The sequence below is a fragment of the Butyrivibrio sp. AE3009 genome (genome assembly GCF_000420845.1).
Classification (GTDB): Bacteria; Bacillota; Clostridia; order Lachnospirales; family Lachnospiraceae; genus Butyrivibrio.
Genome location: NZ_ATVS01000015.1, coordinates 20,950 through 45,664 on the forward strand (window position 1 = coordinate 20,950; position 24,715 = coordinate 45,664).

General features: G+C 43.0%; 27 protein-coding genes. All 27 read left to right on the top strand.

Annotation, left to right across the window (positions count from 1 at the left end):
• Positions 1-115 precede the first annotated feature (115 nt).
• The 27 genes from G588_RS0109510 to hypE all read left to right on the top strand — a co-directional run bounded on the left by G588_RS0109510 (position 116) and on the right by hypE (position 24,697).
• Positions 116-2,239 carry a chemotaxis protein CheA gene (locus G588_RS0109510; protein ID WP_022778504.1) on the top strand — a complete coding sequence of 708 codons (2,124 nt, stop codon included), beginning with the start codon at positions 116-118 and terminating at the stop codon, positions 2,237-2,239.
• A gap of 24 nt (positions 2,240-2,263) precedes the next feature.
• A complete protein-coding gene (locus G588_RS0109515) occupies positions 2,264-2,758 on the top strand; it encodes a chemotaxis protein CheW (protein WP_022778505.1) in 495 nt (164 codons plus the stop codon).
• Between the two features lie 15 nt (positions 2,759-2,773).
• Positions 2,774-3,406: a chemotaxis protein CheC gene (locus tag G588_RS0109520; protein WP_022778506.1), complete on the top strand. Its 633-nt coding sequence runs from the start codon at positions 2,774-2,776 to the stop codon at positions 3,404-3,406.
• Positions 3,407-3,420: 14 nt separating this feature from the next.
• A complete protein-coding gene (locus tag G588_RS0109525; protein WP_022778507.1) occupies positions 3,421-3,906 on the top strand; it encodes a chemotaxis protein CheD in 486 nt (161 codons plus the stop codon).
• Positions 3,903-4,304, top strand: coding sequence for a hypothetical protein (locus tag G588_RS0109530; RefSeq protein ID WP_022778508.1), 402 nt, complete (start codon positions 3,903-3,905; stop codon positions 4,302-4,304). The genes G588_RS0109525 and G588_RS0109530 overlap by 4 nt, the downstream gene beginning before the upstream one ends.
• A gap of 19 nt (positions 4,305-4,323) precedes the next feature.
• Positions 4,324-5,097, top strand: coding sequence for a FliA/WhiG family RNA polymerase sigma factor (locus G588_RS0109535; protein WP_022778509.1), 774 nt, complete (start codon positions 4,324-4,326; stop codon positions 5,095-5,097).
• Positions 5,098-5,115: 18 nt separating this feature from the next.
• Positions 5,116-6,693, top strand: a complete 1,578-nt coding sequence (locus G588_RS0109540; protein WP_022778510.1) for a DUF342 domain-containing protein — start codon at positions 5,116-5,118, stop codon at positions 6,691-6,693.
• 94 nt (positions 6,694-6,787) lie between these two features.
• Positions 6,788-7,180 carry a hypothetical protein gene (locus G588_RS0109545; protein ID WP_022778511.1) on the top strand — a complete coding sequence of 131 codons (393 nt, stop codon included), beginning with the start codon at positions 6,788-6,790 and terminating at the stop codon, positions 7,178-7,180.
• An 82-nt stretch (positions 7,181-7,262) separates the two neighbouring features.
• Positions 7,263-8,390, top strand: a complete 1,128-nt coding sequence (locus G588_RS0109550) for a DUF6115 domain-containing protein (protein ID WP_022778512.1) — start codon at positions 7,263-7,265, stop codon at positions 8,388-8,390.
• 4 nt (positions 8,391-8,394) lie between these two features.
• Entirely contained in the window at positions 8,395-9,267 is an 873-nt protein-coding gene (locus G588_RS21530; RefSeq protein ID WP_022778513.1) for a hypothetical protein, read from the top strand.
• Between the two features lie 368 nt (positions 9,268-9,635).
• Positions 9,636-10,403 (top strand): 30S ribosomal protein S2, encoded by a 768-nt coding sequence (rpsB, locus tag G588_RS0109560; protein ID WP_022778514.1) that lies wholly within the window; start codon positions 9,636-9,638, stop codon positions 10,401-10,403.
• Positions 10,404-10,592: 189 nt separating this feature from the next.
• Positions 10,593-11,546 (top strand): translation elongation factor Ts, encoded by a 954-nt coding sequence (gene tsf, locus G588_RS0109565; RefSeq protein WP_022778515.1) that lies wholly within the window; start codon positions 10,593-10,595, stop codon positions 11,544-11,546.
• A gap of 186 nt (positions 11,547-11,732) precedes the next feature.
• On the top strand, positions 11,733-12,479 hold the full coding sequence (minC, locus tag G588_RS19795; RefSeq protein WP_022778516.1) for a septum site-determining protein MinC: 747 nt from the start codon (positions 11,733-11,735) through the stop codon (positions 12,477-12,479).
• Between the two features lie 24 nt (positions 12,480-12,503).
• A complete protein-coding gene (gene minD, locus G588_RS0109575) occupies positions 12,504-13,283 on the top strand; it encodes a septum site-determining protein MinD (RefSeq protein ID WP_022778517.1) in 780 nt (259 codons plus the stop codon).
• Positions 13,284-13,296: 13 nt separating this feature from the next.
• The gene (gene minE, locus G588_RS0109580) at positions 13,297-13,575 is read left to right on the top strand and encodes a cell division topological specificity factor MinE (protein WP_022778518.1); all 279 of its coding nucleotides are present in this window, start codon (positions 13,297-13,299) and stop codon (positions 13,573-13,575) included.
• Positions 13,576-13,679: 104 nt separating this feature from the next.
• Positions 13,680-14,123: a MarR family winged helix-turn-helix transcriptional regulator gene (locus G588_RS0109585; RefSeq protein WP_022778519.1), complete on the top strand. Its 444-nt coding sequence runs from the start codon at positions 13,680-13,682 to the stop codon at positions 14,121-14,123.
• 173 nt (positions 14,124-14,296) lie between these two features.
• A complete protein-coding gene (locus G588_RS0109590) occupies positions 14,297-14,593 on the top strand; it encodes a metal-sensing transcriptional repressor (RefSeq protein ID WP_022778520.1) in 297 nt (98 codons plus the stop codon).
• 95 nt (positions 14,594-14,688) lie between these two features.
• Positions 14,689-16,566: an NADH-quinone oxidoreductase subunit 5 family protein gene (locus G588_RS0109595; RefSeq protein WP_242830355.1), complete on the top strand. Its 1,878-nt coding sequence runs from the start codon at positions 14,689-14,691 to the stop codon at positions 16,564-16,566.
• The gene (locus G588_RS0109600; RefSeq protein WP_022778522.1) at positions 16,566-17,435 is read left to right on the top strand and encodes a complex I subunit 1 family protein; all 870 of its coding nucleotides are present in this window, start codon (positions 16,566-16,568) and stop codon (positions 17,433-17,435) included. The genes G588_RS0109595 and G588_RS0109600 overlap by 1 nt, the downstream gene beginning before the upstream one ends.
• A 20-nt stretch (positions 17,436-17,455) precedes the next feature.
• Entirely contained in the window at positions 17,456-18,154 is a 699-nt protein-coding gene (locus G588_RS23360; RefSeq protein WP_022778523.1) for an NADH-quinone oxidoreductase subunit B family protein, read from the top strand.
• Entirely contained in the window at positions 18,154-18,486 is a 333-nt protein-coding gene (locus tag G588_RS0109610) for an NADH-quinone oxidoreductase subunit C (RefSeq protein WP_022778524.1), read from the top strand. The genes G588_RS23360 and G588_RS0109610 overlap by 1 nt, the downstream gene beginning before the upstream one ends.
• Before the next feature lie 15 nt (positions 18,487-18,501).
• Entirely contained in the window at positions 18,502-19,581 is a 1,080-nt protein-coding gene (locus G588_RS0109615; protein ID WP_022778525.1) for a hydrogenase large subunit, read from the top strand.
• A gap of 6 nt (positions 19,582-19,587) precedes the next feature.
• Positions 19,588-20,046 carry an NADH-quinone oxidoreductase subunit I gene (locus G588_RS19800; RefSeq protein WP_022778526.1) on the top strand — a complete coding sequence of 153 codons (459 nt, stop codon included), beginning with the start codon at positions 19,588-19,590 and terminating at the stop codon, positions 20,044-20,046.
• Positions 20,047-20,071: 25 nt separating this feature from the next.
• Entirely contained in the window at positions 20,072-22,384 is a 2,313-nt protein-coding gene (hypF, locus tag G588_RS0109625) for a carbamoyltransferase HypF (RefSeq protein ID WP_035788250.1), read from the top strand.
• A gap of 22 nt (positions 22,385-22,406) precedes the next feature.
• Positions 22,407-22,625 (top strand): HypC/HybG/HupF family hydrogenase formation chaperone, encoded by a 219-nt coding sequence (locus G588_RS0109630; RefSeq protein WP_022778528.1) that lies wholly within the window; start codon positions 22,407-22,409, stop codon positions 22,623-22,625.
• Entirely contained in the window at positions 22,625-23,665 is a 1,041-nt protein-coding gene (gene hypD / locus G588_RS0109635; RefSeq protein ID WP_022778529.1) for a hydrogenase formation protein HypD, read from the top strand. Before G588_RS0109630 ends, hypD begins: the two co-directional genes overlap by 1 nt.
• Before the next feature lie 21 nt (positions 23,666-23,686).
• On the top strand, positions 23,687-24,697 hold the full coding sequence (hypE, locus tag G588_RS0109640; protein ID WP_022778530.1) for a hydrogenase expression/formation protein HypE: 1,011 nt from the start codon (positions 23,687-23,689) through the stop codon (positions 24,695-24,697).
• The last annotated feature ends 18 nt before the right edge of the window (positions 24,698-24,715 follow it).

A 24,715-nucleotide genomic window follows, 5' to 3' on the forward strand; every position in this document is an offset into this window, starting at 1 on the left:
CTTTAACAGACTTTTAGCAAATTCCTCTATATGAAATGTCGATATTTAGTACAAAAGTATGCGATAATATACGTGTACTTTTGTACTTAACTTTTCTTATGGAGGTATATAGGTTATGGATGTTTCCCAGTATCTAAGTGTCTTTCTCGATGAAGCTAAGGAGCACCTGCAGTCCCTTAATGATAATATTATGGTTCTGGAGCAGGATCCTGAGAATGAAGATTGTATTAATGAGATCTTCAGATCTGCCCACTCCATGAAGGGTATGGCCGGAACCATGGGCTATACCAGAATGCAGAACCTTACCCACGACATGGAGGACGTATTCTCCGATGTTCGTGCCGGCAAGATCAAGATCAAATCTGCCGATATCGACGTTCTTTTGCAGTGCCTTGATGCTATTCAGGGATATGTTGACAATATCACCGAGAATCAGGATGAAGGAACTGAGGAACATCAGAATATCATAAAGTCTCTTGCTGATATCAGAAATGGTGTAAGTGGTGACGGCGATGCAGCTCCCGCAGCAGCACCTGCAGCAGAGGCAGCTTCCGGCGATGGTGGCGATGCAGCTCCCGGAGCCGACGGAGCATCAGACTACAGGGCAATTCGCCTTGATCCGTCAGTAAAATCCACATTGGAAGAAGCCAAAAATCAGGGTAAGAATATTTTCGGTGTTACCGTTCATATCCAGGAATCCTGCATCCTTAAGGCTGCAAGAGGTTTCCTTGTATTCAAGGGACTGGAAGAGATCGGTGAGATCGCTGTTTCTGATCCCACAACCCAGGATATTGAGGATGAAAAGTTTGAATTCACTTTCTCCCTTATCCTTATTACTGATGAGTCAAAAGAAAAGGTAGAAGAGATAGTTAAGGCTGTTTCTGAAGTAGAGAGCTGTGATTGCGGCGAATTTGATCCCAGCGGCGCGAAAGCTGCAGAGGATAAGGAAGAAGCAGCGCCTGCAGCATCAGCAGCACCTGCGCCCGCAGCATCAGCAGCTCCAGCAGCTGCAGCAGCACCCGCAGCCAATACTCCCGCACCTGCAGCAGCAGGCGGCGGAGCAGGCGGCAAGAAGCCTGTTGGTAAGCCCGTTGTTAACAGAACAGTCCGTGTAGATATAGAGAAGCTCGATGTTCTCATGAACCTTGTATCCGAGCTTATTATTGCTAAGAACTCACTTATTTCCGCAGCCAATACATCAGGCGTAAGTAACGTAAATGAACAGATAGAGTATCTTGAGAGTGTAACCACCAACCTTCATGAATCGGTCATGAAAGTTCGAATGGTTCCTATCGAGAGCGTTCTTCAGAAATTCCCTCGTATGATCAGAGACCTTAACAAGACTCTGAACAAGAAGATGGAACTGACCATGACCGGTGAAGAGACAGAAATGGACCGTACCGTGGTTGATGAAATCGGCGATCCTCTGATGCACCTTATCAGAAACAGTGCCGACCATGGTATTGAGTCTGCAGAGCTTCGTGCTCAGCGTGGCAAACCGGAAGTTGGACAGATTTTCCTCCATGCTTATCAGGACGGCAACAGCGTTGTTATCGAAGTTGGTGACGATGGTAACGGTATTGACGCCGAGGCAGTTAAGAATAAGGCCATCGAAAAAGGTGTCGTATCTCCTGAGCAGGCAGCACTTCTTACAGAGAAACAGTGCGTAGAGCTTTTATTCCATCCCGGCTTCTCTACAGCAAAGGTTGTTTCCGAAATTTCAGGTCGAGGCGTAGGTCTTGACGTTGTTAAATCTAAAGTTGAATCACTTTCCGGTGAAGTAACTGTAAAGACCAAGCTTGGTGAAGGATCAACCTGGGTTATCAGACTTCCTCTTACCCTTGCCATCATCCAGGCTCTCATGGTTGTTATCGGAAATGAAAAATATGCGATTCCTCTGGATTCAATTCAGAGTATCGAGGATGTTAATCCTGCAGATCTTAAGCTTGTTGAGAACAAAGAGGTTATCAACCTTCGTGGAAGCGTACTTCCTCTCATCAGACTTAACGAAGTTCTTGATACTGAGTCCACAAGATCACCTGACGAAGATATGGTTGTTGTTATCGCAAGAAAGGGCGATCAGCTCGCAGGTCTTGTAATCGATGAACTCATGGGTCAGCAGGAAATCGTTATCAAGCCTCTTGGCAAATATACCAATAAGTGTAAGCTCATCAGCGGTGCTACTATTCTTGGTGACGGTGAGATTGCTCTTATTCTTGATACCAATTCAATTTTCTGATGAAGATGAAAAGGAGAAATCGTTATGAATGAACTTAGAGATACCGCTGATGTAGGAGAACTTATTCAGTATATCGTTATCAAAATCGATGAAGAGCAATATGGTATCAATATCAAATTTATTGATAACATTGTAAGAATGCAGCAGATTACCCGTGTGCCTAAGGTTGATGATTATCTTAAGGGCGTTATCAATATCCGAGGCGAGATTGTTCCTGTTATGAGTGTTCGTATGAAGATGGGGCTCGCAGAGGAAGAGATTACCAATAAGTCCAGAATCATTATTCTTAAGACTTCAGAGGGCGATCTTGTTGGAATCATTGTTGACCAGGTTAACCAGGTTCTTACACTTGGCTCCAACAATATTGAGAAGGTTCGCTATGATGACAAGAAGAGCAAAGAGGAAACAACCTTCGTAAGCGGAGTTGGTCACTATGATGGAGGACTTGTATCAATTCTTGATCTTGATGCGGTAGTTTCAGAAAAGGAAATTAAAGAGAAGGCAGCAAGCGCAAGCTGATTGGAGGTATGAAACATGGGAGAAATGAGTCTGGACAGCTTATCCAGCCAGTATTTCGATGTCTTAAAGGAGCTTGGTAATATCGGTGCCGGTAATGCCACAACAGCTCTTGCACAGATGATCGGAACCAAGGTAGATATGTCTGTGCCCCAGGTACGACTTCTTGACTTTAAGGATGTCGGAGACCTTATGGGCGGTGCAGAGAAGATCATGGCAGGTATTTACCTCGCCGTTGAAGGAGATATAGACGGAAGTATCATGTTCCTTTTGGGAAAACAGGCTGCAAGACATCTTGTAGATAAACTGATGGGAACCGGAAGTAAACCTGAGGAAGCTGATTTTGATGAGGTTGAGATGTCGGCTCTTAAGGAAGTCGGCAATATTATCACAGGTTCATACCTTAATTCATTGTCAATGATGACGAACCTCAAGCTTGTTCCATCAATTCCGTACGTTGCCATTGATATGGCTGCGGCTATACTGTCAGTACCGGCAATTCAGTTCGGTATGATGGGCGATAAGATACTCCTTATTGAAACACAGTTTTTTGATGAGCTTAAGTTATCCGGTTACTTTATTCTTTTACCTGATGTGGATGGCTATACAAAGATTCTCTCTTCACTGGGAATGGGAGATATTTCACTTTAACGAAGGGGCATTTTATGAGTCAGATTATTAAGGTTGGAATGGCCGATCTGAATATTTGCGTAAGCCCCGACGGTATAACCACACTGGGGCTAGGTTCCTGCGTAGGCATAGCCATAAGGGATCCGGTGACCAAGATTGGCGGACTGGCACATGTTATGTTGCCTGACTCCACTGAGATAAAGAACAATTCCAATATTCCCAAATTTGCCGACACCGGTATTGAAGAACTGGTTAAACAGATTGTGGCTAAAGGTGCGTCCAGATCGAGGCTTGTCGCCAAGATCGCCGGAGGTGCCCAGATGTTTGCGTTCCAGTCAAATAACCAGACAATGCGTGTGGGTGATAGGAATGTTGCGGCTTCTCTTAAGAAGCTTAAAGAACTGAACATACCTGTTCTTGCTCAGGATACAGGTGATTCATATGGAAGAACAGTCATTTTTTATCCGGAAAACGGGAACTATATAATCAGAGCTGTTGGAAAGCCTGAGAAAACGATATGAGTACGGATACAGAAAACCTCGAAAACGAGGAAACCAGAGAAAAAAATAGTTCTTTTGATAACATCGAAGCTATCAAAAAGATCAATACTAAACTGATCACACCACTGATAGTGCTTTCTGCTACTGCCGTGATTGCGGTATTTACGTACTTTAAGCGCTATCCGGTGGGGGATTGGTTTGTTATTGTTTTTTCATCTGTTGTCATTTTCCTGATTATTGGATTTATTACCGAGAAGATGATAACCGGATTTTTGGAAATTAACTACCAAAAGCTTCTGGCGGAAAAAGAAGAGGCCGACAGACTTGCCGAGGAAGCCAGAAAAGCTATGGAAGCTGAAGCGGGAGATGAAACACAGATAAGTGAAGATCAGGATTTCCCCGCAAATAATATATTCTGAGAATTTGGGGTTGTGACGCATGGATGAAGCGGGAAAGAATAAATTATGGGAAGATTACCATAAGAATAAAACGCAGGAACTGAGGGAACAGCTTATTTTGGAGTATGCTCCTTTGGTTAAGCTTGTGGCCGGAAGACTTAGCATGTACCTTGGATTTAACGTTGAGTACGACGATCTGGTAGGCTATGGCATCTTTGGTCTGATAGATGCTATAGATAAGTTCGATCTGATGAAGGACGTTAAATTCGAGACCTATGCAAGCCTTCGTATTCGTGGTGCGATTTTGGACCAGATAAGAAAGATGGACTGGATTCCAAGAACCATAAGACAGAGACAGAAAAAAATTGATGCCGCAATCCGTGAGATTGAAAGAGATAAAGGACATGTGGCCACAGATGCCGAGATAGCGGCAAAGATGGAAATCTCCGAGGATGAATACGCCAACTGGCAGAGCCAGATGAAGGTTACCGGAGTCGTTTCACTTAACGAATTTATGGACCAGGGCGCAGATATACCGGAGGATGTAAATAACAGAAGCGCTGGATTTGTTAAACCCGAGGAAGCAATTGAAAAAGAAGAGCTTAAGAAAATGCTGGCGCAGTCACTTGAGCTTTTGACAGATAAAGAGAAAAAAGTAATTCTATTGTATTACTATGAAGAACTTACTCTTAAAGAGATAAGCGAAGTTCTGGAGGTATCGGAATCGAGAGTATCCCAGCTTCATACCAAGGCTCTTCATAAAATGAGAGAGAAGCTCGGAGCCTATTTGGGAATTCTCACCAATTCCAGATAATCGATAAGGAGTATTGGCATGGATGGGTATTTTCAGCTTGTTATCACTCCAAAAGGTACTGGATTAAGGGTTTATGCTCCAACTGATGGAGGTGAACCCTTAAATGTTAATGATGTCCGGGACTATTTGGACGACAGAAAAATTCAACATGACGTTGTTATTGTAAATGAAGCTGTGACGAAGGCCGACGGAGAAGTATACATTTTTTCTGAAGCGCAGATTTTGCCTGAAAGAGAAGCTGTAAAATTCGACGTTTCCAAGGACCGTATGACTGTTACGGCCTTTTTTTATCCTCCTTCTGAAGGCGCAGAGCTTATGCAGGAAAAAGAGATTTATGACAGTCTTGCCTACAGGAAGATAACTTTTGGAATACAAAATGATGCAATTCATGGTTTCTTTGAGAGAAGGAGGTACTGCACAGAGATAGTTGTTGCCAAGGGAAAACCTGTAAAGGAAGGCCGCGACGGGGAAGTGGAATACCACTTTAACAAAAGTCTTAGACCAAAGCCAACTCTTAAGCCCGATGGGAGCGTTGATTATTTTAATCTGAATATTATCAATAATGTACAGGAAGGGCAGCTTCTTGCCACATATCATCCTGAAGTACAGGGCGAACCGGGAACCAATGTATATGGAGAGACTGTTAAGCCAAGACCTGTCAAACCTTCAATGATCAAGTTCGGCAAGAACACTACGCTGTCAGAGGATAAGACCACGCTTACGGCAGCGAAATCCGGTCACGTAACGATTAAAGAAGGAAAGATTACTGTTTCTGACGTACTGGTGGTTGAAAATGTCGACGTTAAAACAGGCAATATAGACTGCGAGGGAAGCGTTGAAGTAAAAGGCGTTGTTGCCTCCAATTTCAGTGTGAAAGCCGGAGGAAATGTTATCGTTAAGGGTATTGTGGAAGGTGCCACAATAGAAGCAGGAAACGACGTAATACTGGAAGTTGGTGCTAAAGCCGGAGGAAATATCATCGCCGGCGGTAACGTCATCGCCAAGTTTATTGAGAATGCAAAGATTACTGCCAAAGGCGGAGTAACATGCGAGTGCATACTACATTCACAGGTTATATCCGGAACCGAAGTTAACGTAACAGGTAAAAGAGGTTTCATCGCCGGCGGTAAGGTTATAGCTGCGGAAAAGATAGAAGCCAAGGTTCTGGGATCAGAAATGGGCACAAATACAATAGTCGAAGTAGGTGCAGATCCTCAGGTTAAACTAAGACTAAAAGAAATACAGAAGTCCATGGCTGAGGCAGGTAAGCAAATTGAAGCGATGAGACCTACGTTGGATGGTTTTGGCAAACTACTCAAGGCAGGTGCCAAACTTACTCCTGATCAAATTGCAAACGTAAAAAAGCTTATGGAGCTCGATAAGGCTCTTAAAGCCAAAATGGAATCTGAAGGAGAAGAATACGGCGTCTTAATGGAAAAACTTCAGGAACAGAAAGAGGCTGAAGTACTGGTTGAAGGCATTGCTTACCCGGGGGTTACGGTCAATATTGGTGAGCTTTCTATGATAGTCAAAAAAGAAGCACAACATACGCGATTTGTTGTTGATAAAGGGGATGTACGTTTGGCGCCTTTTTGATATAATTAAGGTGACAAAAAGCTTGCATTACGTGTATGGGGATACATAAAGCTTTTGTCATTACAGGTATGAACAGCAATGAGAGGAGGTAGTCATGTCTATTAATAGAATTGACTTCGGTGTTATTGCTGCCTCAAGTGAAGTGTCCACGATCAAGGCTGCCGAGGATGCAAGACCGTTAATTAATCAACAGAATTTCCAGACCCAGTTCAATGAAGAGGTTGACAACCAGAGGAATCAGGTCAATCAGAAGGATGACGTAGGGCAGGGCGAGCTTCATTCTGATGCCCAGGAAAAGGGAAGCAATGAGTATATGGGCGACGGTGGTCAGAATCGCAGGGGTTCACGAGGCGGAGAAGAGAAAAATGCAATTTTGGAAAAGCAGCTTTCTCTTGAGAAAATGGAGAAAATATCAAGCGGTATGTTAGACAAACACGGAAAACCTGTCGATCTTAGTATTTCCTCTGGATTTGATTTGAAGATTTAGTATAAATATATTATAATTTAGTTATACTGCATACAATATATTGTATGCGCGTGCGTTTTTTTGTGGGGTATTGGGCGGAGATATGATTAGCATTACGGAGATTGTACTTATTGTTGCGGGATTCGCAGCAATTATACTGGGCTACCTTCTTCCGGCCAGCAAAGAACTGGACGAAGAAGATAAGCTGCTCATGGAGAGGGAGATCCGTGAGCTTGTTCGGCGTGAAGTGGAGGATCAGAAGGAGACCATTGAGAACATGGTTGATGACACTGTTGATCATTCACTTGACAGAACTGAGCGCGCCATGGAGCGCATTTCCAACGAAAAACTTTCTGCGATCGGAGAATATTCCGATACTGTCATAAACGATATTCACAAAAATCATGATGAAGTAATGTTCATGTACGATATGCTTAATGATAAGCATAAGAATCTCACCTCAGTTGTCTCTGAGGTTACCAAGCGTGCAGATGAAGCTAAACAGGCTGTTCTCGATGCCGAAGCAACGGCAAGAGATGCCAAACAGGAAGCAGCCGCAATAAGAGCAGCAAAAGAAGAAAATGTCAGAGCAATCTTTCTTGATACTGAGGAGGATAAGCTCAGCGGAATTCATATTCCATATAAAGAAAAGCCTGTATCAGGACTTCAGAGACTTGCGGAAGCGGGTCAACAAAATCTCCAGATAGAGCAAACTCCTGTCAGCGGACCTGAGCCCATCAGAACTCAGCAGGCTGCACAAATTGAAGCAGCAATTGCTGCAAGCGCCAGAGCTGAGAGTAACAGCGCAGAACCTTCCTTTGAACCATTGCAGCCCGACAAGATCGAAGTACCACAGGCTCCACTTGCCATAGAGAGCGGATATGTTGATGAGAGCAATCTTAAGGAGCTCAAGGAACTGAGTCAGATTAGGTCAGAAGTTGTTAACACTGATAAGAACAACAATCTTCATGTAATAGGCAATACTTCCAAGGAAGTTGTAGTGCCGTCTCAGGCCAAGGTTGTTTCAATAAACGATGCGCCCAGACGTGAGAACCCCGACAGGAATATGCAGGAATTAACTGCCAATGATCCAATATCTCAGAACAGGCAGATCATAGAGATGCACAAAGCCGGCAAGTCCAATATGGTAATAGCCAGAGAACTTGGGCTTGGAATAGGTGAAGTTAAGCTAGTAATAGATCTTTCCAATAAACACAGAAAGGTAAAATGACCAGATGAAACTCAAGTATTACCTTCGCGGAATGGGCATCGGAGTAATTCTTACCGCGATTGTTATGGGCTTCGCCCTGGGAGGCCGTAAGAAAACAATCAGCGATGCTGAAGTCATAGAGAGAGCCAAGACTCTCGGTATGGTTGAGGCGGGAACAGGGGTTTTGTCACAATATTCCAGCCAGGAACAGGAGGATGACAATAATGAGACTACATCCGATTCGTCACTGGGTGAAACAGGAGAAAAGATACCTGAAGAAAACAACCAAGGGGTCGCTTCGACAGATCAATCAATTTCGGACCTTTTTGAGAAAACGCCGGAAGGAGAAAATCAGAAAGCAGAAGTTGCTGGAACTTCTAAACAGGACTCTGACGAAGTGGCAAGTTCAGATACTAAAACGGATAAGTCAGCAGAAGGAAAAAATGAAGCAGACGTAAAAACAGAGAATAAGACTGAAGCAGATAAATCAGATAAAAAGTCTGATACTGATAAAGCAAACAAAGATGTGGCCAAGACTGATGAATCATACAATACCAACGAAAATTCTTCATCTGAGACACAGCAGTCTGATGCTAATAAGCAGGAGGAAGCTACTACTCAGGTTGCCATGACTGAGAGCGAAATAACGGAGAATGATACTCCTGTTACCACCGATGGCTTTAAGACTTCCGAAACAAAAACGGTATCGATTCCCGGTGGTATGAGCAGCGATTCTGTTGCTGCCATTCTATATAAAGAAGGCATCATTGATAATGCTACCAATTTCAATCGTTACCTGATAGAGCATAACAAGGACAGATATATAAGAAGCGGGGCAAAGACAATTCCGGCAGGATCTGATTATGAGCAGATTGCTAATATCATATGTAGAGGATAATTTACCGGATGAGTTTTTATACCAATGGGGACGGTTCTGTTTGGTAAAGTTTTTCAAAAAACTATACCAAACAGAACCGTCCCCATTGGTATAAAAACTCATCCAATTACTCGGTTATTCTAAAAATCTTGTTTGATTCCCCTCTTGAAATATTAAAAACTGTATGCTATAGTAAAAAAGCTGTGGACTTATGGGTGAATTATGCCCTGAAGAAACAGCGGAAACAAATAAACACGTGCATTCAGACTCATTCCGGTGTCGGATATGATATCCGATCAGTTTGAGAGCCTTGCATTACGGAAGACGCGCCGCGGTGCGATATGGGGCTTAGGATTGTACGGAAGAACAAACCAAATGGAGGTAATATCATGAGCGTTGTATCAATGAAACAGTTACTTGAGGCAGGTGTACACTTCGGACACCAGACAAGAAGATGGAACCCTAAAATGGCTCCTTACATCTTCACAGAAAGAAACGGAATCCACATCATCGACCTTCAGAAGTCAGTTGTTAAGGTTGACGAGGCTTACAAGGCAGTATTCGAGATTGCACAGCAGGGTGGAACAATCCTTTTCGTTGGAACAAAGAAGCAGGCTCAGGACGCAGTTAAGACTGAGGCAGAGCGTTGCGGAATGTACTATGTAAACGAGAGATGGCTTGGCGGTATGCTTACAAACTTCAAGACCATCCAGTCAAGAATCGCAAGAATGAAGGCTATTGAGAAGATGCAGGAAGATGGAACATTTGATGTTCTTCCTAAGAAGGAAGTAGCTCAGCTTAAGAAGGAGCTTTCCAAGCTTCAGGCTAACCTTGGCGGAATCAGAGATATGAAGAGAATCCCTGACGCTATCTTCGTAGTAGATCCTAAGAAGGAGAGAATCTGCATCCAGGAGGCAGAGTCACTTGGCATCACACTTATCGGTATCGGCGATACAAACTGCGATCCCGAGGAGCTTGATTTCATCATCCCCGGTAATGATGACGCTATCAGAGCCGTTAAGCTTATCGTTGGTAAGATGGCTGACGCTGTAATCGAGGCTAATCAGGGTGCTGAGGCTGATACAGCAGCTGACTATGTTGCAGCTGACGCTGAGACAGAGGCTTCTGATATCGAGGAAGTTGTAGCAGCTGAGTAATTGAATGATAAATGGATTCAAAGTCGAATACATCAATGCTTGCATTAAGATGTATTCGACCTTGAAGACTTAACAAGCATGAGAAAATAGATATACGAAGAATGAGTATATCTATTTTAGAATGTTTGTAGAATTGCGAAGCAATGGAGCAATTCGTTATATTTAAAACATAATATGGAGGAAAAATAAATGGCTATCACAGCAGCAATGGTTAAAGAGTTACGTGAGTCTACCGGCGCAGGTATGATGGAGTGCAAAAAGGCTCTTACAGAGACTAACGGAGATATGGACGCAGCAGTAGAATACCTTAGAAAGAACGGTATCATGAAGGCTGAGAAGAAAGCCAGCAGAATCGCAGCTGAGGGTCTTACAAGAGTAGCTGTTAAGGATGATCAGACAGCAGCAGTTGTTGAGGTTAACTCAGAGACTGACTTCGTTGCTCAGAACGAGAAGTTCCAGGCATTCGTAGAGGCAGTTGCTACTCAGGCTGTTAATTCAGATGCAGCTGATCTTGACGCATTCATGGCTGAGAAGTGGAATCTTGATGAGTCCAAGACAGTTAACGAAGCTCTTATCGAGATCACAGCAGTTATCTCAGAGAAGCTTTCTATCAGACGTTTCGAGAAGGTTGTTGCTTCTAACGGTGTTGTAGTTCCTTATACACACGGTGGCGGAAGAATCTCAGTTATCGTAGAGGCTGAGACAGATGTTGTTAACGATGACATCAAGAACGCAGTTAAGAACGTAGCTATGCAGGTTGCAGCTCTTAATCCTAAGTTCGTTTCTTCAGAGGACATCTCTGAGGAGTACAGAAACCACGAGAAGGAGATCCTTCTTGCTCAGGCTATGAAGGAGAACGAGGAGCTTCCCGAGGGCAAGAGAAAGCCTCAGGAGATCATCGAGAAGATGCTTGTTGGACGTCTTAACAAGGAGTTCAAGGAGATCTGCCTTAACGAGCAGGTTTATGTAAAGGCTGAGGATGGCAAGCAGACTGTTAGCCAGTACCTTGCACAGGTTGGTAAGGCTAACTCAACTAACCTCAAGATCAAGAGATTCGTTCGTTTCGAGACCGGCGAAGGTATCGAGAAGAAGAACGAGAACTTTGCTGAGGAAGTAGCTAAGCAGGCTGCAGGTCTTAACTAATTCAGCGAAGACTCAATAATATGATTTTTGAGACCGGGTTCTTTAAAGAGCCCGGTCTTTTTAAATGAAAATGCAGTCAAAGACTGTATTTCGTCAGATTTTAAGCGGATTTTTTGTGTTTAAATTTGATGTTAAATGGCATATAATTGATGGGTATGAATTTTTTAAAAGGTTGGGTGACCATCATTGAATCAGAAAGTTACTATTAAAGGTACCAAATCAGGCATCATCCTGGTTCTGGATGATAAATATCCCTTTGAATTGTTACAAAAAGAAATAGCAGACAAATTCAAAGAAGCGGCAGCCTTCTTTGGTAAGAGCAGTATGGGTCTTGTTATCAGAGGAAGAGATCTGGATGACGAGCAGGAAACAAGAGTCGTTGAGATAATTGAAGAGAATTCTGAGCTTACAATTTCCTGCATTATCAATGAGGAATCTGAGATTGATCAGTTTATGGCTGAAGCAATCCTTCGCCGCACTTTGCAGAATCCGGAAGCCGAGAAGCAGGAGGAAGCATCGGAGTTTACACAAGTTGATCCATCCAATGCACGAATCATCAAGGGTAATCTACGATCCGGACAGGACATTTCCTGCAAGGAGAGCGTTATTGTTCTTGGAGATGTTAAGCCCGGCGCCAGCGTGACTTCCTATGGCAGCATTTTTATACTTGGTGAGCTTCGTGGCAACGCTTTTGCTGGTGCTGATGGTGACAGGGACTCTGTTGTTATGGCATTGAAGCTCAATCCTCTGCAGGTAAGAATAGCAGATGCCATTGCTATTTCACCTGATGCAGAGAAAGGTCCCAAGCTTAAGCTTCGCAGGAAGAAACTAATGAACAGTGTTGATGAACCTGAAGTAGCTTATATTGAGAATGGACATATTATTAAGACAGGCTATGGCCATCAGTTTTTAAGATCTTTTTACAGGATCTGATAATCTAAGTTTTGGAGGAAACATATGGGAGAAGTTATTGTAATCACATCCGGAAAGGGAGGCGTAGGTAAGACCACCACAACAGCTAATGTGGGTACCGGCCTTGCCAAGCTCAATAAGAAAGTAGTCCTCATTGATACTGATATAGGACTCAGAAACCTCGACGTAGTAATGGGACTGGAGAACAGGATCGTTTATACTCTGGTTGATGTAATCGAGAAAAACTGCAAGCTTAAGCAGGCACTTATCAGGGACAAGAAATATGAGAATCTTTTCCTTCTTCCTGCAGCTCAGACAAGAGATAAGACCTCTGTAACACCTGAGCAGATGAAGGAGCTTACTGATGAGCTCAAGAAGGAATATGACTATATTATTCTTGATTGCCCCGCAGGAATTGAGCAGGGATTCAAGAATGCCATTGCCGGAGCAGACAGAGCACTCGTTGTGACAACTCCGGAAGTATCTGCAGTTCGCGACGCAGACAGAATTATAGGCCTTCTGGAAGCAAATGAGATCAAGAAGACACATCTTATCGTTAACAGACTTCGTCCTGATATGATAAGGAGAGGTGACATGATGTCAGCTGAGGATGTTATAGATATTCTTGCAGTAGACCTCATTGGACAGGTTCCGGATGATGAGAATATCGTAATCGCCACCAATAACGGTGAGCCTCTTGTAGGTGACAATTCTCTTGCAGGACAGGCTTACATGAATATCTGCAGAAGAGTAATCGGAGAGTCTGTTCCTTTCCTTGATCTTGAGGCAAGAAAAGGGCTTTTCTCCTGGTTTAAGAAAAGATAAGGGGGACTTTGTAATGAAATTATCAGATTTTTTCAAGAAGAAATCTTCCAGTGATGTTGCAAAGGACCGACTTAAGTTTGTACTCGTTTCCGACAGAGCATCCTGCTCACCGGAGATAATGCAGAAGATCAGGAGCGATATCATAGAAGTATTATCCAAGTACGCTGAGATTGATATGGACAATATTGACATCAATATTACTCAGATGGACGGAGAGGATAACGGTGGTAAATCGGCACCGGCTCTTTATGCTAATATTCCGATCAAAAACATTAATCACAACGTTAAATGATGCATAAATATTCAATAACTCATGTTGCAAAAAACCATGCAAAATTTAATGCAGTGTGATAATATTAAATAGGATAAAATCTATTTACGTGGGAGTTTTTTGTTATGAGTAATGAAAATGAAAAGTATGAACAACTTAAGCTGGGCAATCAGCTCTGTTTTCCGCTGTATGCCTGTGCAAAGGAAATCATCAGAAAGTATAAGCCTTATCTTGATAAGATAGACCTTACTTACACTCAGTATATTGCTATGATGGTTCTCTGGGAGATGAAGACAGTCAACGTCAAGACTCTTGGAGAGTGTCTCTATCTTGATTCCGGTACTCTTACACCTGTTCTCAAGAAACTTGAATCCAAGGGCTACATAACAAGGGTTCGTTCCAGTGAGGATGAACGTAATCTTGTTGTAACAATCACAGAAGAAGGTGAGAAGCTTAAGGACATGGCTATTGATATTCCGGCAGAGATGGGAGCTTGTGTCCGCCTTAGCAAAGAAGAGGCCAAACTTCTCTATGACCTTTTGTATAAGATTATCGGAAATATTAGATAAACTTTATGCTTTTTTCTTTCAATTATATCAATTAACACATAATCTTTATTGATTTTTTCTGCTATTAGAAATATAATAAACATCGGTCAAATGTGCGGTTTTGGGGATAAAAATTTTTTCACTGTTAAAAGTCAAAAAATTAACAAAAACGCACATTTATTATGGAGGTTTTTATGAGTTCACACAATCATAATCATCACCATGATCCTGAAAACATGAAGGCCATTGTCAACAGACTGTCCAAGGCTATCGGACACCTTGAGTCGGTCAAAAAAATGGTAGAAGATGACAGGGATTGTACAGAAGTTCTCATTCAGTTGGCAGCTGTGAGAAGTGCCATTAACAACACAGGCAAGGCAATCCTAAAAGAGCACATCAGTCATTGTATTGTTCATGCTGTTCAGGACGGCGATGATGACGCAATTCATGAACTTAATGACGCCATCGACAAATTTATGAAAAATTCGTAAGCCAGTCTTACGAAAATGTATGTGAAAGGGGCGAAAACACCTTGGCTATCCCAATTCTTAATGTAGTTTATTTCTTAATTTTATTTCCTTTCTTAATGGCAATAATAATAGGGCTTCTCAGATATTATTCTCCTTTCAGAAGCGCTGTAATCATGCTCGGCGGTTTTACTATTATGGCTGCTGCTATTTATGTTGCCGTTAACGTACTTATGTCCGGTGATACTTCACAATTTATGTATTTGGAGGATGCGGAGATCCCCAATTATGTAATTATGGCCGGCGAAGTATTTCTTATGTGTCTTGTATGCTTTTTAAGTATCAAGTACAAAAAGTATTATGCAATTATAATTTCACTTGTAGGTACAATTCCCGTGCTCTGGATGGACCTTTCAGGTAATGCAGTGGAAGGCAATACACATCTTCGTATCGACACCTTTGCTGCCGTTATGTACCTTATTGTAGGTATTGTAGGTATTCTTATCTGTATCTACGCAAGTGGTTATATGAAAGATTATCATCATCATCACACAGATGTAGCAGACAGATCAAACTATTTCCTTGCTCTTATGTATGTATTCCTTGGAGCAATGTTTGGTCTTATTTCATCCGACAATCTTGGATGGATCTATTTCTTCTGGGAAATCACAAGCGTATGCTCATTCCTTATGATTGGCTATACAAGAACAGAGGAAGCTGTTAACAACTCCTTCCGTGCTCTGTGGATGAACCTTCTCGGTGGAGTAGGTTTCGCTGCAGGCCTTATGTATTGCAACCTTCAGCTTGGAATGTCCAACCTTAGTGAGATTACCGATATAGGAGCTGCAGAGTTCGTAATTATTCCTGCAACCCTGTTTGCATTTGCGGCTCTCACCAAGAGTGCTCAGTTCCCATTCTCAAGATGGCTTCTCGGCGCCATGGTGGCACCTACACCTTCCAGTGCGCTGCTTCACTCAGCGACCATGGTTAAGATCGGTGTCTACATGCTCATCAGATTGTCTCCTGTAATGTATGGAACACTTACAGGTATCATGATCACAGTCATCGGTGGATTCACATTCTTTGCAGCATCACTTCTTGCAATAACTGTTAGTGACGGTAAGAAGGTGCTTGCTTATTCTACAATTTCAAACCTTGGACTTATCACAGCCTGCGCAGGCACCGGTACAACAGAAGGTGTATGGGCTGCTGTTATGCTGGTTCTTTTCCATGCTGTTTCCAAGTCACTTCTGTTCCAGACTGTTGGTGATATTGAGAACTGTATGCACAGCCGTGATATTGAGGATATGCACGGACTTATCATCAAGCTTCCAAGACTTGCATTCATCATGATCATCGGTATCTGCGGTATGTTCATGGCTCCTTTCGGAATGCTTGTATCTAAGTGGGCTGCTCTTAAATCCTTCGTGGATTCAGGTTCTGTATGGCTGGTCCTTTTCCTTGTATTTGGTTCAGGTTCAACACTTTTCTACTGGGCTAAATGGCTTGGCAAGATCTGTACAGTTATCCATCAGTCCTTTGAGATTGAGGATATTACACCAAGGAGTGAGATGGTTTCCATTTTCCCTCTTACAACAATGATTGTTGTTATGTGCTTTGCATTCCCCTGGATGTCAGGCAACATGATCCAGCCTATTCTTGATGAGGCATTCAACACCAACATTCCTGATGTTATCGGTGGCAGCGATGTTATCATCATGATGATTATGGTTGCGATGATATTTATGATTCCTATCGGATCAAGAATTATGTCAATCGGTAAGAACAGCAAGATGTCAATGTCTTATGTGGCCGGTGTTAATGCAGGTGACGACAGACATTACATCGATTCCTTCGGCAAGGAGAGAGCGCTTTACATGTCCAACTGGTACATGGAAGATTATTTCGGTGAGAAGAAGCTTCTCTGGCCCAGCATTATCGTCGCTGCAGTGCTTGTTGCTGTAATGCTTATCGTAGTAGTTGGAGGTGCTTTCTGATGGATGTGATGATTTTTGTTAAGGCTTTAATTTATATAGTGCTGGCACCTTTTATTGGAGGACTTCTTGCAGGTGTGGACAGAATTTTCTCTGCACGTATGCAGGGCAGACAGGGCCCACCTCTTTTCCAGCCCTTCTATGATGTGTTCAAGCTTTTAAACAAGCAGACCACCGTTGTTAACAGTATTCAGGTTCTGTTTGTAACAGGCTACCTTATTATGACAATTTTTACAGGTGCTCTTTTCTTCGGCGGCGGAGATATGCTTCTTGTATTCTTTGCGCTGTCCATGTCTGAGGTTATGATGGTTATGGCTGCTTTTTCAACCAACGGACCTTACAGTATCATGGGTGCACAGAGAGAACTCCTTCAGATGATGTGTTATGAGCCTATGACTCTTCTTGTTGCAATTGGTTTCTACTATGCAAACGGAAGCTTCATGGTTAACGACCTGATTCAGGCAGAGGTTCCTGCGATCGTACAGATTCCCGGATTCTTCATCGGCTTTGTATTCATCCTTATCATCAAGCTGAGAAAGTCTCCTTTCGACCTTAGTACATCTCACCATATGCATCAGGAGATGGTCAAGGGTCTTACAACGGATCTTTCAGGTGGAAACCTTGCACTTACTGAGATTGCCGAGTGGTATGATCTGGTACTTATGATGGGTATCGTTGGAATGTTCTTTATTACATCCAACCCTATCAGCAGAGTATGGGCAATCATAGCTATTTCAGTGGTATTTTTCCTTGAGACACTTATTGACAATTTGTTCCCTCGTGTTAAGTACATCACCATGCTTAAGGTAACATGGTCTGTTATCCTTATTTTCGCAGGAACAAATCTGTTGATCCTCAATGTTTTGAAATAAGATGAAGGGAATAAAAATCAATGAAAATATCTAAATCACCATGGGTGTTACATTATGATGGCTCCAGCTGCAATGGCTGTGATATAGAAGTACTTGCAACGATGACTCCTCTTTATGACGTGGAGAGATTCGGAATTATTAATACAGGTAACCCTAAGCATGCTGACGTTCTGCTTCTTACAGGCGGCGTCAATGCCCAGACTGCTCCTGTAATCAGACAGCTCTACAATATGATGCCTGATCCCAAGGTAGTAGTTGCCTGCGGTATCTGCGCATGCGACGGCGGTATCTTCAAAGAGTGCTATAACATCTTGGGAGGCGCCGACAAGGTTGTTCCCGTTGATGTTTATGTACCGGGATGTGCCGTTAGACCTGAAGCTCTTATTGAGGGCGTAGTTAAGGCTGTTGGAATTCTTGAAGAGAAGAGAAAGAAACTTAAGGAATCCATGAAAGCCGGCTATTGTACCGTTGACTATAGCAAGATTGCAATTCATACAACTGCTGATGACTATGATCCCAGCAATCAGTATGATGCTGTTCTTACAGAGGAGGCTCTCAGACAGCAGGCAGAAGAGAAGATCAAGGCATCTGCAAAGCCTGCTCCCAAGCCGGCTGCAGCCGTAGCGCCTAAGGCTCCCGCAGCTAATGCAGCTGCACCTGCACAGGCTCCTACAGCAGCGCCCGCTGCCGATAACACCAAGAAAGGAGAAAACGCATAATGAATACAGAATTTATCAGTGTTAATCCTGAAAGCGTTATCGATGAGACTCAGAAGATCAAATTCCAGGGATATCACCTTATGCAGCAGTGCGCTACAAGAATTCCCGGAGCTTATGAGCTGATCTATTCCTTCGGAAAGGACCTTGAGATGAAGCATTTCAAGATCACTCTTCCCGAGGATCAGGAGATTTCCAGCATCACAAGCATCTATCCCTGTGCTTTCATCTATGAGAACGAGATGCACGATCTTTTCGGTGTGCAGGTTAAGATGATCAATATCGACTTTGAAGGTAAGCTCTATCGTACAGCGATCGAGACACCATTTAAATAATTGGAGGAACCAAAAATGTCTACAAGAAGTGTAATTCCATTTGGACCCCAGCATCCGGTTCTTCCGGAACCCATTCATTTAGATCTTGTTATGGAGGACGAGAAGGTAGTTGAGGCTATTCCTTCCATCGGTTTCATCCACAGAGGTCTCGAGAAGCTGGTTGATAAAAAAGATTTTAACGAGATGGTATACGTTGCAGAGCGTATCTGCGGTATCTGTTCTCTTGGCCACGGCCTTGGCTATTCAGAGGCTGTTGAGCACATCATGGATATCGATGTACCTATGCGTGCTAAATACCTTAGAACTATCTGGTCTGAGCTTTCCAGAGTTCATTCACATCTCCTTTGGCTTGGTCTTTTGGCTGATGCTTTTGGATTTGAGTCTCTTTACATGGATTGCTGGAGACTTCGTGAGGATGCCCTTGATATGTTTGAGGCTTCCACCGGCGGACGTGTTATCTTTTCCGCTATGAAGATTGGCGGCGTTAGAAGAGATGTTTCTGATGAGATGCTCAGAGACTTCGCAGAGCGTATTACAAGAATGGAAGAGGATCTCAAGGTTATTGCCAAGCCCTTCCTTAACGATATGGCCGTTCAGACAAGACTTCGCGGCGTAGGTGTTCTTACTGCTGAGCAGGCAGATGCTCTTGGTTGCTGCGGACCTTTCCTTCGTGCCAGCGGTATTGCCCGTGATATTCGTAGCACAGGCTACTGCGCATACGGCGATGTTGATTTTGAGCCTATCATCAGCAATGATGGTGATTCCTATGCAAGAACAGAGTGCCGTATCAAAGAGATTTTCCAGGCATTTGATATTATTAAGCAGTTAATCGCCAAGATTCCTGCGGGAGACATTGATGTTCCCGTTAAGGGCATGCCAAACGGTGAGTATTTCATGCGTCTTGAGCAGCCCAGAGGAGAGGCTCATTACTACGTAAAGGCTAATGGTACCAAGTTCATAGACAGAATGAGAGTCCGCACCCCCACCTTTGCAAACCTTTCAGGTCTTGTTGAGACACTTAAGGGCTGCGATCTGGCAGATGTTCCGATCCTTGTTCTTACCATTGATCCTTGCATCAGCTGTACAGAGAGGTGATTAAATATGTCTTTGATTAGTTTTAAAAACACAATTCTTCATAATCTTGTATCAAAGCCTAAGACCAGAAAGGTTGAGAAAGAGTACCCCGTAGGCACAAGAGGACATGTTGAGAATGATATGGATCTCTGTGTATTGTGCGGTCTGTGCTCCATCAAATGCCCTACTCATGCTATCAGCATTGATAAGGCAGAGAAGACCTGGTCCATCAATCCTATGAGCTGCATCCAGTGCAGATGCTGTGTAGATAACTGCCCTAAGAAATCACTTTCTATGGGACTTAGATTCACAGAACCCGGTCCTGAGAAGGTTACCAAGACCTTCAAGCAGTCTGAGAAGGCTATCGCCGCTCAGGAAGCTCTTATGAAGGCAGCTAAGGAACGTGCAGCAGCTGCAGCAGCCGCTAAGGCAGCACAGGCAGCCGCAGCAGGAAATGTAGAGAAGAAAGAAGAACCTAAGGCTTGATTTTTTGAGACAAAAAGATCAGATTATGACAATTAAGATAAGAGTTAAAGGGGCGGTACAGGGTGTTGGTTTCCGCCCCTTTATTGCTGAAACGGCAACTAAATACGGCATAAAAGGTAATGTCAAAAATATCGGAGCAGCTGTTGATATTCTTGCGATTGGAAATAGGGACGAATTGGACTTATTTATCGAGAGCATTAAAAGTGAGTATCCGGCAGGTGCTTTTATTCTTGATTTGTCTGCAGAGGAAATCGTGAACTATGATGAGACATCCCTTTCGGAATTTATGATTGTTCCAAGTGATGAGATTGATCTTTCCTCTGAGCTTCCTGTTTTTCTGCCGGATATTGGGATCTGTGACGACTGCATGAATGAAATGCTGGATGAGAAGGACAGAAGATATCATTATCCTCTTATCAGCTGCGCAGTTTGCGGTCCGAGGGTCAGTATATTGAATAAACTTCCTTATGATCGCGACACCACTACAATGATTGATTTTGAAATGTGTGGTGATTGTGATAGCGAATATCGCAGAGGAAGACGCCGCCATGCACAGACAATTTCTTGTCATAGCTGCGGACCTCAGATGATTTTCAGATATTCAGAATCTGAGGTAAATAGGGAAGAAGCCGTAGAAAAGGCTATTGAGGTATTATCAAATGGCGGAATAATCGGACTTAAGGGCATATCGGGTTATCAGCTTGTTTGCCTTCCGACAACAGAAGCCGCTACAAGGCTCAGAGAACTGAAGGGTCGCGAGAGGAAGCCCTTCGCCGTTATGTTCTCCGTACTTGAAGAAATATCAGAATATTGTTATGTGAACGATAGGGAGAAAGACCTTCTTTTATCTTCTGCAAGACCAATCGTTTTACTTCAGAAGAAAAAAGACTTTCCTGAGCAGGTCTGCAGAGACAGCCGATACATCGGAGCTTTTCTTCCTTCTTCAGGAATTCACAGACTGTTATGCGATGAACTGGGACCTCTTATTGTCACCAGTGCTAACAAGTCTGACCAGCCTATGATTTATTCAGATGAGAAGTTTTTTGATATTTTTTTGGATGAAAAAAATGAACTTCACGCAGATGGAGTTCTTTACCATAAAAGAAAGATAAATATTGCCCAGGATGATTCTGTACTCTTTGTCATCAGGTCATCCAAAGGTTTTTCAACGCAGTTTATCAGAAGATCTAGAGGATATTTTCCTCTTCCTGTACTTTTGAAAAATAATAGTCCTGAAAGCTGCAGTGGTGCTTCATGTAATAAGGCTGTACTTGCCCTGGGAGCTGATCTTAAGAATACATTTGCATTTGCAAAGAAGGATAAAATTATCCCATCTCAGCATTTGGGAGATCTGGCTGATGTAGACGTATTTGAAGAATATAAGAAGCTGATTCCTTATTGCAGAGGGTTGTTCCATTTTTCCTTTGACAGAATGATCTGTGACAAGCATCCCGGATATTTTTCTTCGGGTTATGCTGCAAAACTTTTACAAGCTAATAATCTGGATGATAGCTCTATTATCAAAGTACAACATCATCACGCTCACATTTTTTCTGTAATGGCCGAAAGCGGAATTGATAGCTGTATTGGCATTTCCTTCGATGGAACAGGCTACGGAGATGACGGCAAAGTCTGGGGCGGCGAGTATTTCTACTGCAACGAGACTTCTGTTAAACGCTTCGGACATATGTCTTACATCAAGCTCTGCGGCGGAGATATGGCACCCAAAAAAGCCGATCTTGTAAGGGACTGTTATAGATTTGCCTGCGATAACGATGGTGAGAGCGATATTATTCCGGATATAATAAGATCTGCACTTAACAATAACATCAATACTTACGAAACCTCCAGTGTTGGAAGACTATTTGATGCTGTTTCGTCTCTTCTTGGAATCTGTGGCTATAATTCTTATGAAGGAGAATGCGCCACAGCCCTTGAAAAAGAAGCCTGGAAGTATACAGGTATTGACAGACCGGAATTTGAGCTTAAAGTATATAGAGATGATAATGGTAATATTATCACCGATCAGGCTGATTTTTTTAGGCAGATAGTAGAGTGCCAAAGGGAAGGCAAATATAACACCGTTTTATGTGCTTATGCGTTCCATGTGGCTATTACAACCGCTATCAAAAGTGTCTGTGACATTATTAGAGAAGAAACAGGAGAAAAGAAAGTCTGCTTATCAGGTGGTGTTTTCATGAACAGACTTCTTTTGACCAAAACAATTAATTTACTGAGCATCAGCGGCTACGAAGTGTACTGGAACCAACAAGTTCCGGCCAGTGATGCTGGGATTTCTCTGGGACAGGCCTATTACGGTCTAATGCTTTCAGAATAATACAGTAAAAGAAAGGAACAATATGTGTGTTGCAATACCCGGTAAGGTAATTAAACTTGAGGGAACCAAGGCTACAGTAGATTTCTCAGGAAATATAGTTAATGCAGAAGCGGGCCTTGTTAATGTTAAGGTTGGTGATAAGGTTCTTGTCCACGCAGGATGTATCATTCAGACAATGGATGACAAGCTTGCAGATGAGATGGAGGAATTATTCAGAGAAATCGAGGGGCTCGAAGTCTGATGCGAAATCTTGAAGAGATAATCACGGCTTTAAAAGAATATGACGGTGAAGAAGTTCGTATTATGGAGGTTTGCGGTACACATACTGCCGCAATATCAGAGAATGGTATCCCGGATATGCTTTCACCTAAGATCAAGCTGATATCCGGTCCCGGGTGTCCGGTATGCGTTACGGTTACCGCTGTAATTGATAAACTTGTTGAGCTTGCCATGAGAGAGGATACTTGCGTACTTACCTTTGGCGATCTGATAAGAGTCAAGGGAACCATCAAGTCATTGGCAGATGCCAAGGCAGACGGAGCTCACGTAAGAATGGTGTATTCACCAATGGAATCAATTAAACTTGCTGAAGAAGACCCTGCGCATACCTATGTGTTTGCTGCAATCGGCTTTGAGACCACGACGCCTGTATATGCAATGCTGTTGGAGGAAGCTGTTAAAAAGGATCTTAAGAACCTGAAGCTCCTCACATCACTTAAGACAATGCCGGAAGTAATCAGGTGGGTTGTAACTAATGGTGGTGGCATTGATGGTTTCATTGCCCCCGGCCATGTTGCAGCAGTTACAGGTAGCGGTATTTTTGAGGAACTGTCCAAAGAGCTGGGAATCCCTTTTGTTGTATCGGGGTTTGAAGGAGCTCAGCTTCTTATGACAATATATGCTCTTATATCCATGAAGGGCAAAACCGGAATGAAAAACCTCTACAAAGATGTAGTTAGCTACGAAGGAAACATTAAGGCACAAGAAGTGGTTAACAAGTACTTTGAGCCTTCTGATTCATCCTGGCGCGGTATGGGTAAGATTCCGGGTTCAGGTATGACCTTGAGAAAAGAGTTCTCTCCTTTTGATGCTGGCAGTATAGGTCTTGATGAAGATCATATGCCACCTGGATGTCAGTGTGCAAATGTGCTTGTAGGTAAGCTAAGACCTTATGAATGTCCATTATTCGGCAAAGCCTGCACTCCTGATAATGCACACGGAGCATGCATGGTTTCAACGGAAGGAAGCTGCTACAACTATTTTGTATCAGGAAGAAAATAAGTATTTTGGAGATATAGATTCATGAAGATTACAATGGCTCACGGAAGCGGAGGAGAGTCCACTTCCAGGCTTATAAAAGATGTTTTTGCCAAACATTTTCATAACGAGATCCTTGAAAAACTTGAGGATTCTGCAGTAGTTAAAGGCGCAGGTAAGCTTGCCGTAACTACGGACTCTTTTGTGGTGACCCCTATTGTTTTCCCCGGCGGAGATATCGGAAGGCTCGCCGTATGCGGTACTGTAAATGACCTTCTTATGAGCGGTGCAAGACCACAGTATATCACCTGCGGTTGTATTTTGGAGGAAGGCCTTGATATTGATGTTCTTGACCGCATTATTGCCTCTTTTGCGGAGACCTGCAGAGAAGCAGGAGTTACTGTGGTTACAGGCGATACCAAGGTTATTGAGAACAAAGGCGGAGAGCCGGGACTTATCATCAATACTTCAGGAGTTGGATTTATCGATGAGAATCTTGCGGTTCCCGGTCCCTTTAATCTTGAGGATGGAGACAAGATCATAATCTCAGGCAATCTCGGAGATCATCATGCAGCCATTTTGGGCAAAAGAATGGGAATTGAGAGCAATATCGTATCCGATGCGGCACCTCTTAAGGAGATGGTTTTTGCACTGCTTGATGCAGGCATTAAGGTTCATGCCATGAGAGATGTGACAAGAGGCGGCCTTGGAACGGTACTTAACGAATTCAGTGACAGCTCCAAATGTACAATTGAGTTAGAAGAACAGAGTCTTCCCGTATCTGATTCAGTAAGAAATTTCTGCGGAATGTTAGGCCTTGACCCTCTTTATATGGGAAATGAAGGTAAAATGGTATTGTCTGTTGCCGCAGATGACGCTGACAGAGCAGTTTCCATTATAAGAAGTGCCAAATACGGCGAAAATGCTTGCATTATCGGGCAGGTTCATAAACAGGACACCTCATCCGATGATAACAGTGTGGTACTGCGTACCAAGATAGGTGGCAAACGCATAGTGGGACTGATGTACGGAGAAGGTCTTCCAAGAATTTGTTAAATGTTGTAAAATAAACCT